The organism is Flavobacterium sp. (assembly GCF_043780635.1).
In the GTDB taxonomy this organism is placed as follows: Bacteria; Bacteroidota; Bacteroidia; order Flavobacteriales; family Flavobacteriaceae; genus Flavobacterium.
This window is the reverse complement of sequence record NZ_JAYWCK010000003.1, coordinates 1-7,255: the sequence shown is the minus strand read 5'-3', so window position 1 is coordinate 7,255 and position 7,255 is coordinate 1. Positions and strand designations below refer to the sequence as shown.

8 protein-coding genes are annotated in these 7,255 nt (G+C 34.2%); 3 read left to right on the top strand and 5 right to left on the bottom strand.

Annotation, left to right across the window (positions count from 1 at the left end):
- The 4 genes from ACH2BV_RS00100 to rpsO form a co-directional block, all read right to left on the bottom strand.
- A partial coding sequence (locus ACH2BV_RS00100; RefSeq protein WP_395048346.1) for a ribulose-phosphate 3-epimerase occupies nucleotides 1–387 on the bottom strand: 387 nt, incomplete at its 3' end.
- 141 nt (nucleotides 388–528) lie between these two features.
- Entirely contained in the window at nucleotides 529–1,392 is an 864-nt protein-coding gene (locus ACH2BV_RS00095; protein WP_194312649.1) for an RNA polymerase sigma factor RpoD/SigA, read from the bottom strand.
- A 170-nt stretch (nucleotides 1,393–1,562) separates the two neighbouring features.
- Nucleotides 1,563–3,689 carry a polyribonucleotide nucleotidyltransferase gene (locus ACH2BV_RS00090; protein ID WP_395048344.1) on the bottom strand — a complete coding sequence of 709 codons (2,127 nt, stop codon included), beginning with the start codon at nucleotides 3,687–3,689 and terminating at the stop codon, nucleotides 1,563–1,565.
- Between the two features lie 151 nt (nucleotides 3,690–3,840).
- Nucleotides 3,841–4,107 carry a 30S ribosomal protein S15 gene (rpsO, locus tag ACH2BV_RS00085; RefSeq protein ID WP_348076984.1) on the bottom strand — a complete coding sequence of 89 codons (267 nt, stop codon included), beginning with the start codon at nucleotides 4,105–4,107 and terminating at the stop codon, nucleotides 3,841–3,843.
- 338 nt (nucleotides 4,108–4,445) lie between these two features.
- On the opposite strand from rpsO, the gene ACH2BV_RS00080 reads away from it, so the two are divergent.
- Nucleotides 4,446–5,528, top strand: a complete 1,083-nt coding sequence (locus tag ACH2BV_RS00080; RefSeq protein ID WP_395048342.1) for a T9SS type A sorting domain-containing protein — start codon at nucleotides 4,446–4,448, stop codon at nucleotides 5,526–5,528.
- 74 nt (nucleotides 5,529–5,602) lie between these two features.
- On the opposite strand, the gene ACH2BV_RS00075 is transcribed toward ACH2BV_RS00080, so the two are convergent.
- The gene (locus ACH2BV_RS00075) at nucleotides 5,603–6,058 is read right to left on the bottom strand and encodes a GAF domain-containing protein (protein WP_395048341.1); all 456 of its coding nucleotides are present in this window, start codon (nucleotides 6,056–6,058) and stop codon (nucleotides 5,603–5,605) included.
- A gap of 73 nt (nucleotides 6,059–6,131) precedes the next feature.
- Between ACH2BV_RS00075 and xrtF the strand changes: the two genes are divergently transcribed.
- Nucleotides 6,132–6,689 (top strand): exosortase family protein XrtF, encoded by a 558-nt coding sequence (xrtF, locus tag ACH2BV_RS00070; RefSeq protein WP_395048340.1) that lies wholly within the window; start codon nucleotides 6,132–6,134, stop codon nucleotides 6,687–6,689.
- On the top strand, nucleotides 6,586–7,107 hold the full coding sequence (locus ACH2BV_RS00065) for an exosortase F system-associated protein (protein WP_395048339.1): 522 nt from the start codon (nucleotides 6,586–6,588) through the stop codon (nucleotides 7,105–7,107). The genes xrtF and ACH2BV_RS00065 overlap by 104 nt, the downstream gene beginning before the upstream one ends.
- Nucleotides 7,108–7,255 lie beyond the last annotated feature (148 nt).

The window sequence follows — 7,255 nt, the reverse complement described above, 5'->3', positions numbered from 1 at the left end:
GATAACATCTTCCAATAAATCAATGTTAGTATGTGGGTTTATGGCAACTCCAGCTTTCATCCCTTCGGCTTTGATGGCTTGCAAGGTTCTGTGAAGATGAGGGCAAGCTTCATAATGAACGGATAAAATATTGGCACCTAAATCGGCAAAAGTTTTGATGTATCGGTCTGGATCCACAATCATCAAATGGACATCGATTGTTTTCTTAGCGTGTTTTGCAATAGCAGCTAAAACCGGCATTCCAAAAGAAATATTGGGAACAAAGACCCCGTCCATAATATCAATATGAAACCAGTCGGCTTCAGAGTTGTTAATCATTTCGATGTCACGTTGTAAATTGGCAAAATCAGCAGCAAGAACCGATGGTGCGATAAGTGTATTCTTCATTGTTTGTTTGGTTGTATTGTTTTTGCAAAGGTAGATATAAAAAATAAAACTCCGGTAATCAGCCGGAGTTTCAATCATCAATCAAAAAACGAACAGTTAATCAGACCGTCGTTACTTGTCACCCTCAGCAAAGTTAGAGGATTAACCTAAATAGGTTTTCAATATTTTACTTCTTGAAGTATGTTTCAATCTACGGATTGCTTTTTCTTTAATCTGACGAACGCGTTCGCGAGTTAAGTCAAAGGTTTCTCCTATTTCTTCTAATGTCATTGGATGTTGGTCACCAAGACCAAAATATAAACGAACCACGTCGGCTTCTCTTGGCGTCAATGTTTCTAATGAACGCTCAATTTCGGTACGCAATGATTCTTGAATTAAGTTTCTGTCTGGATTTGGAGATTCACCAGAACGCAAAACATCGTATAGGTTAGAATCTTCTCCTTCAACAAGTGGTGCATCCATAGAAAGGTGACGACCAGAGTTTTTCATACTTTCTCTTACATCGTTTACGGTCATATCCAATTCTTTGGCAATTTCCTCAGCTGTTGGTGGTCTTTCGTTAGATTGCTCTAACAAAGCATACATTTTGTTTATTTTATTGATGGAACCAATTTTGTTCAAAGGCAAACGAACGATACGAGATTGTTCTGCCAAAGCTTGTAAAATCGATTGACGAATCCACCATACTGCATACGAAATGAATTTGAAACCACGCGTTTCATCAAAACGTTGTGCTGCTTTTATAAGACCTAAATTTCCTTCGTTAATCAAATCGGGAAGTGTCAATCCTTGATTTTGATATTGTTTGGCCACAGAAACTACGAAACGTAAATTGGCTTTCGTTAATTTTTCTAATGCTGCCTGATCACCGGCTTTTATCTTTTGTGCCAATTCTACCTCTTCATCGGCGGTGATAAGATCCACCTTTCCAATTTCCTGTAAATACTTGTCTAATGATGCAGTTTCACGATTGGTTACCTGCTTGGTGATTTTAAGTTGTCTCATAGTTTTGTCTCCTCAATTTTTAGGTGTACGAATGGTTATACGTGTGGAGTTTCAATAAAGTTACAAAAAAAGAAATTTTTTTTTAAAACGAAAAACCCAGTTTCAAATAAATGAAACGGGGTTTTATATAAAAGAACCTTTAGTAAACTAAGATGTGATTACTCTTTTTTTTAAGACTCACGTGGAGGTCTTGGCAAAAGTGCTTTTCTTGACACTTTTTCTTTTCGTGTTTTTGGATCCATACCAAGGTATTTCACTTGGAAAACATCACCCATTTTTACTACATCAGATACGTTTTCTGTGCGTTCCCATGCTAGTTCAGAAACGTGAAGTAAAACTTCATTTCCTGGAGCGTCAAGATATTCAACTACTGCGCCAAAATCAAGCATTTTAATTACTTTCACATCATAAGCCTCGTTCATTTGAGGTTTGAATGTGATTGATTTTATTTTAGCTAATACCGCTTCAATTCCGACAGGATCTGTTCCAAGAATTTCAATTACACCTTCTTCATTCACCTCGTTGATAACGATAGTTGTTCCAGTTGCTTTTTGTAATTCTTGAATTACTTTTCCACCAGGTCCAATTAAAGCACCAATGAATTGACCAGGAATAGTTCTTGTGATGATTTTTGGAGCATAGGCTTTAACATCTGCTTTTGGAGCTGCTAAAGTATCAGTTATAATTCCAAGAATATGCAAACGACCATCTCTAGCTTGCGCTAAAGCAGCTTCCATAATTTCGTACTTCAATCCGTCAATTTTAATATCCATTTGACAAGCTGTAATTCCTTCAGAAGTACCAGTTACCTTAAAGTCCATATCTCCTAGGTGATCTTCATCACCAAGAATATCAGATAGAACTGCATAGCGATCACCATCAGTAATCAATCCCATTGCAATTCCAGAAACAGGACGAATCATTTGAATTCCGGCATCCATTAATGATAATGTTCCAGCACAAACTGTAGCCATTGAAGAAGAACCATTAGATTCTAATACTTCTGAAACCACACGAATCGTATAAGGACAATCAACAGGAATCATATTTTTCAAGGCTCTTTGAGCCAAGTTTCCGTGACCTACTTCTCTTCTTGAAGTTCCTCTTAAAGGACGAGCTTCACCAGTTGAGAAAGGAGGGAAGTTATAATGTAAGTAGAATCTTTCTTCGCCTTGTTCAGATGGAGAGTCAATTTGGTTTGCTTCTCTAGAAGTTCCTAAAGTTGCAGTTGCTAAAGCTTGTGTTTCTCCACGAGTAAACAATGCTGAACCGTGAACAGATGGTAAATAATCTACTTCACACCAAATAGGTCTGATTTCTGTAGTTTTTCTTCCGTCTAAACGTGTTCCTAAATCTAGTGTTACGTTACGAACAGCTTCTTTGTTAGTTTTGTAAAAATATTTATCTACTAAATCGCCATCAGTGGCTAATTCTTCAGATGTAAATAATGCTTTTACTTCTTCTTTTACTTCTGCAAATGAAGCGGTACGTTCTTGTTTAGAAGAACCTTTACTTGCAATTGCATAAATTTTATCATATGCTGCAGCTTTTACTTTAGCGTAAATAGCCTCATCTGTTTTTTCAGTTTCGTAAGTACGAACTTCTTTTTTTCCAAATGCTGCTGCTAATCTTTCTTGTGCTGCAATTTGATTTTTGATATGCTCGTGAGCAAATTTAATGGCTTCCACCATTTCTGCTTCTGAGATTTCTTTCATTTCTCCTTCTACCATTGCGATAGAATCAGTTGAAGCACCAATCATCATATCAATATCTGATAATGCTAATTGTGCACGACTTGGATTGATAATAAATTTCCCGTCGACACGACCAACTCTCGCTTCAGAGATTAAAGTTTCGAAAGGAATGTCAGATAAAGCTAAAGCTGCTGATGCTGCCAAACCTGCTAATGCATCTGGCATTACATCTTCATCATAAGACATTAATTGAATCATTACCTGAACTTCTGCGTGATAATCGTCTGGGAAAAGTGGACGTAATACACGGTCTACTAAACGCATTGTTAACACTTCGTTATCGCTTGGACGTGCTTCTCTTTTGAAGAAACCTCCAGGAAAACGACCTGCAGCTGCAAATTTTTCGCGATAATCTACCGTAAGTGGTAAAAAGTCGATACCTGGACTTGCTTTTCTTGAGGATACTACTGTTCCTAAAATAACAGTTTTTCCAATTCTAACTACTACAGCACCATCAGCTTGTTTAGCTAATCGTCCTGTCTCGATTGTGATGCTTCTCCCATCACCTAAATCGATGCTTTCTACAAATAATTGTGGAATCATAATTTTTCCTTTTTTAATTTTACATTGGTTTTCCTGCCTGTCAGCAGAATAGTTGTGTTGTTGTAGTTGTTGTGTTCCAATGAAAAACCAAACTTTTTTATAAAAACGTATTAAAACAAAAAGAGGCACTTACGCACCTCTTTAGTATTGATTATTTTCTGATATTCAATTCTTTGATAATCTCACGATATCTGTTGATTTCTGTTTTCTTCAAGTAATCCAACAAAGATCTTCTTTTACCTACCAGCAAAACTAGTGAACGCTCTGTGTTATAATCGTGACGATTTTTTTTCAAGTGCTCAGTCAAGTGGCTAATTCTGAAAGTGAATAAAGCAATTTGTGCTTCTGACTTCCCTGTGTTTGTTTTTTCTCCGTGTTTAGCGAAGATTTCTTCTTTAACTTCTTTTGTTAAATACATTCCAATATTATTTAAATGATTATTATGTATGAATTAAGTTTTTCCTAATTCGTGCGCAAAGGTAGTTTTTATTTTTTGATTTGCAAGGGTTTGAGAATTGTATTTTTAAAAGAACTTGGCTATTTCTTATTTTCATTAACTCTATAGATTGATTTCAAGCTTTGGGAAACTCTTTTAGAAAGATTAAAACCATATTTATCTGACAAAATAAGAATTAAATCAATTATTTATCCCAATTTATATCAATTTTACATTGATTTTTAGACACTTGAATTAAATAAATACTTAAATTTACATAGAACATTTAAGAGTTTTTATCAATTTAACCCCAGTGCATTATGAAAAAGAACATTACATTAATTTTATTTATCGCTTTATTCTCAAGTGCTTCGGCACAAATCTTGACACGAAACGAAAATTGGCCAAATGCCAGCTGGACCGTAAGTGGAGTATACACGCCCGCAGCACTTGTTTTCAACCCGACTGTAGACAATAAATTCAAATATGATGCAGCATTAGCAATTCCTCTTGGAGGAGCTGCAACTATTTTTATTGAATCACCCGTTTTTAGTTTAAAACCTGCTTTTGATGGTGGAGAAAAAGCTTTTAGAATGGATGTGTTCCTTTCATTTCAAACCCTTGCTGCTAATGTATTATTTTTTGAATATTGGAATGCCGATTCCGGCACTTGGGTGCTTCCGCCTGACGGAACTGCGCCTGCTGCAACACAAGGAAGTTATACAAATTGCACAAATACACTTAATGATATCTCTTTAGATTTTTCTACTTTTTCCACAAATCAATTGCTGAATTTTCGTTATCGTTTTGGTATAAATGATGCTGGTGGTCAGATTGCCGGTTTTTGTATGAATTCTCCAGTTCTTAATTCATTTTCTTGTATGCCTCCCACAAATCTGACGGTTACAAATATTGGCACATCAAACGCCACACTTGATTGGACAAGCAGTGGAACAAATTTTGAGATAGAATACGGTTTGCAAGGATTTACTTTAGGAACAGGAATGTTTCAAAGCACCAATACTCATCCTGCTGGAATTGCTGGACTTAATGCTGGAGCAACTTATGACTTTTATGTTAGGGATAATTGCAGCAATAGCCAAGCTGTAAAAAGTGCTTGGGCTGGGCCACAATCTTTTACAACAGTTTCACTAGGTCTTATAGAGCAAACACTAAAAGGTTTTAAATTGTATCCAAATCCAACAAAAGGCATAATTTCGATGGAATCAGAAAAAGCATTAAATGAAGTTAAAATTTTCAATCTTGCGGGACAAGAGTTGGTGAATGTGAAACCTAATAAATTAAACACATCTATTGATTTGTCAAGTCTTAGTAGTGGTTTTTATTTTCTGAAAGTATCCACTGATGAAGATTCAGGGACTTATAAAATCTTGAAAGAGTAAAAATTCTTTTTTAAATTAAATAAAAAGGCTGCCTAAAAGTGATTTTGGTCAGCCTTTTTATATTTAAATAATTATTAAAACAATATGGCTATTTCACTATTCACAAATTCTAAAAACCGCTCGTCATCTTCAGTAAACGGGTTTATAACGTGACTGTCAATATCAATTTGGCCAATATTTTCGCCATTTACAAAAAGCGGAACTACAATTTCTGACTTGACAGTAAAACTACAAGCAATATAATTGTCTTGTGCTGCAACATCCGGAACTACAAAATTTTCGTTTGAAACAGCCACTTGCCCACAAATACCTTTTCCAAAAGGAATAACAGTATGATCAGTTGGCGCTCCAACATAAGGACCTAAATGCAAAGTTTTAGTCTCGTGGTTTGCAAAATAAAAGCCTACCCAATTGTAATAATCGATAGAGTCACATAGAAGTTCACAAATTTTCAATAATTTTTCTTCTCTTGAAATAATGGGATTTGAAGTAATTTCGGTTACTTTTGGTGTTAATTCTTCGAAAGTCATAGTCGCAATTTTTTTTGTAAAAGTATTTAAAAGCGGCTATCTTATTTTATATAAATTTGTTAAAAATTCAATTTTGAAAAAATATTTTATTCTTTATAAACCATTTCTACTGTTTTTAGCCAAGTTTTTACTGACTTATTTGCTTTTGACTTTTGTTTATCAAAGTTATCTCAATCAATTTGACGTTAAGAAATTTGAGGCAGATGGTTTTACTCAATTAGTAGCAAAACAAACCAAAGATGTGATGGTTTTATTTGGTTGTGATGTCACAATTGCGCCAAATATAAAAGAGGCAGGAATAAATTTATATTATAATCAAAGGTCTATGGCACGAATTATCGAGGGCTGTAACGGTTTAAGTGTAATTATCTTGTTTATTTCATTTGTAATTGCATTTTCAGGAAAAATCAAACCAACCATTTTATTTATAATCGGCGGAAGTTTACTCATTCATATTTTAAATGTTTTTAGAATAGCGCTTTTATGTGTCTTGATGTATTATTACCCAAAACAACAACACCTTTTGCATGGAGTATTGTTTCCGTTGTTTATTTATGGAGTGGTTTTTATGTTATGGATTATTTGGGTCAATAAATTTTCAAAATATGCTACAAAAACTGCTAAATCATAAAGTTAGAATTGCATTGTCAATAGTACTTATTTTCTTGTTAGTTCTGATACGAGCTTATGAAGACAGTTTGTTTTACGACCCTTTTTTGAACTATTTCAAAACGGATTACTATAATTTGCCCTTGCCGGAAATCGACAATCCTCAACTTTTTTTTGGATTATTTTTTAGATATTTTCTGAATACTTCACTTTCTTTAGCGATAATCTATGTTCTATTTAAGGATGTTGAAGCTGTTAAATTTGCTTCGATATTGTATCTGATTTTTTTTGTAATTCTTGTCATTATTTTATTTTTTATACTTTTTTATATTGGGGAAACTAATAAAATGGCTTTGTTTTACGTTAGAAGATTTATTATTCAACCCATTTTTTTGCTGTTATTTCTTCCGGCATTTTATTATCAAAAGCAAAATAAATAAGGAGTCTCTAATTGCCAAAATAGTTTTATTAGAGCATATTTTATTACATTTAACCCGTTGGGTGTAATTAAATTATTTGATTTTTGATATTGTTTATTGGTCTGTCAAAGATAAATTTATTGACATATTGAACTAAAGTTAATGCCGT

Bases quoted from the DNA above. Each gene is read 5' to 3' on its own strand.
- ACH2BV_RS00095 (WP_194312649.1), bottom strand. From the start codon at position 1,392: ATGAGACAACTTAAAATCACCAAGCAGGTAACCAATCGTGAAACTGCA.
- ACH2BV_RS00090 (WP_395048344.1), bottom strand. From the start codon at position 3,689: ATGATTCCACAATTATTTGTAGAAAGCATCGATTTAGGTGATGGGAGA.
- rpsO (WP_348076984.1), bottom strand. From the start codon at position 4,107: ATGTATTTAACAAAAGAAGTTAAAGAAGAAATCTTCGCTAAACACGGA.
- ACH2BV_RS00080 (WP_395048342.1), top strand. From the start codon at position 4,446: ATGAAAAAGAACATTACATTAATTTTATTTATCGCTTTATTCTCAAGT.
- ACH2BV_RS00075 (WP_395048341.1), bottom strand. From the start codon at position 6,058: ATGACTTTCGAAGAATTAACACCAAAAGTAACCGAAATTACTTCAAAT.
- ACH2BV_RS00065 (WP_395048339.1), top strand. From the start codon at position 6,586: ATGGAGTATTGTTTCCGTTGTTTATTTATGGAGTGGTTTTTATGTTAT.